The organism is Bacillus sp. JJ722 (assembly GCF_036963345.1).
Classification (GTDB): domain Bacteria; phylum Bacillota; class Bacilli; order Bacillales; family DSM-1321; genus Bacillus_AD.
Genome location: NZ_JBALMO010000270.1, coordinates 1 through 1,704, shown reverse-complemented (window position 1 = coordinate 1,704; position 1,704 = coordinate 1). Strand labels below are relative to the sequence as shown.

Genomic DNA, 1,704 nt, shown 5'->3' with positions numbered 1-1,704 from the left:
CATTGTTACAGCTTTAATAAAAGAACATTCACTCAAGGATAAGAGCCACTAATCAATCTTGATTAGTAGTTTTTTTGTGGAAAAAGAAGCTACACTCCTGTAATGAATAAACCGATTGAATAAGTAAAACCATTCAATTCTAGCGTTATACTGAAAATAGGTATGACAAATAAATTCCTCATATATTTATGGGAGTAACTCGAATAAATGTAAATATTTGTTTCGAGTGGCATCTTGGAAGAGTTTTATTTTTCAAAAGAGCGTAAATCCAGTGTAAAATATTATTAGCACAGGCGATAATAGATACTCCGTAAGTTTTTCCTTCTTCACGTTTCTTAGCGTAAAACACTAGTAACTTTTTACTACTGATTTCTTTTGTCGTGCGGCTTTTACATGTATCTCGAATAGCACAACGGACAGCTGTAAATAAGGCGTGCCTTGGCCTACTCTCTTTTAGTGATGCGATTTTTGGTATCTTTAAAGATTCCAGATTCAAATACGCTAGGATCAATTCCCGCAAAGGCAACCAACTTTTTAGGGTGATTAAACCGATCAATTTTTAAGGGCATCTAAAACATTATCAAATTGATATTAAATTCATTCGTGAACATGGCGAAAGAATGGATTTAAATATGCATGTTACATGTTAAACCCATCTCTCTGATTACGAGAACTTTCAAAAGAAGAGCTTTCATGTCGTTTATGGGGTAGTACCAGCGAAACGCGGAAAACATACGTTAAGACAAGTATTGTAAATAATCTTAACCAAAAACGTAATTCAGACTTAATTTTGGTTATTTGTTTTTGGTTTAACTTTTGAATATAAAAAATAATTTAAAGAATGCTAGATATAGTATTTATATTGAATCACCAAAAACGAACGTTTATGGTGATTCTTTGTGAAAAAAGCGCACTTAAACTATCTGCGCAGTATAGTTCAACGAGAAATATGTTAAAATAAAGAAAAAAAGGGTTTATAAGGATGTGGCTTTATGGGGCTATTTGCAACTCTAATTATTATCATTTTAGTAGTAATGGCTGATGTCTTTATGTTTGATAAAGATAGAAAAAGATGGGGCTGGATGAAAGAATGGAACAATTTTCAAAAGCTTATCTTCTTCGCTATCTTTATTATTGTATCTTGTGCAATATACTTCTTAATTAGTGCAAAATATATCTAGTTTTTATAGAGCTAACAGGTGCAATAGCCAAACAAGGCTGTCATTTTGATAGCTTTTTGTTATGGAACAAATAAGAAATTTATTAATTTAAGTGTGATAAAATTAAAAAATGATTTGGAGGGGATAATTTGAGAAAGGTGGAAGTAAGTTCGTACAATGAGAAATGGGTTCAAATGTTTATGGAAGAGGCTGAAAAACTGAATCTTATTTTCGGGAATAAAATCATAGATATACATCACATCGGTAGTACCTCTGTTCCAGGGTTAAAAGCTAAACCAATAATAGACATAATGCCTGTTGTTAAGGATATTAACAAAGTTGATAAATATAATATAGAGATGCAAGAAATCGGATATGAATCTAAAGGTGAAAATGGGATAGTTAGACGTAGATACTTTCAAAAAGGTGGGGACAATCGCTCTCATCACGTTCACATCTATCAGATTGGGAGTTATGAAATAAAAAGGCACCTGGCTTTTCGAGATTATTTAAAATCACACCCAGATGAAATGAAGAATTATGG

2 protein-coding genes and 1 pseudogene are annotated in these 1,704 nt (G+C 32.0%); 2 read left to right on the top strand and 1 reads right to left on the bottom strand.

The features are described from left to right. Window positions 1–178 precede the first annotated feature (178 nt). Window positions 179–560: pseudogene (locus tag V7014_RS23365) on the bottom strand (transposase); the annotation flags it as partial. A 432-nt stretch (window positions 561–992) separates the two neighbouring features. Here V7014_RS23365 and V7014_RS23360 point away from each other — a divergent pair. Together V7014_RS23360 and V7014_RS23355 are read left to right on the top strand one after the other, a co-directional pair. Further along, window positions 993–1,181 (top strand): hypothetical protein, encoded by a 189-nt coding sequence (locus V7014_RS23360; RefSeq protein ID WP_335510847.1) that lies wholly within the window; start codon window positions 993–995, stop codon window positions 1,179–1,181. Window positions 1,182–1,318: 137 nt separating this feature from the next. Continuing rightward, on the top strand, window positions 1,319–1,704 hold a 386-nt coding region (locus V7014_RS23355; protein ID WP_335510849.1), incomplete at its 3' end, for a GrpB family protein.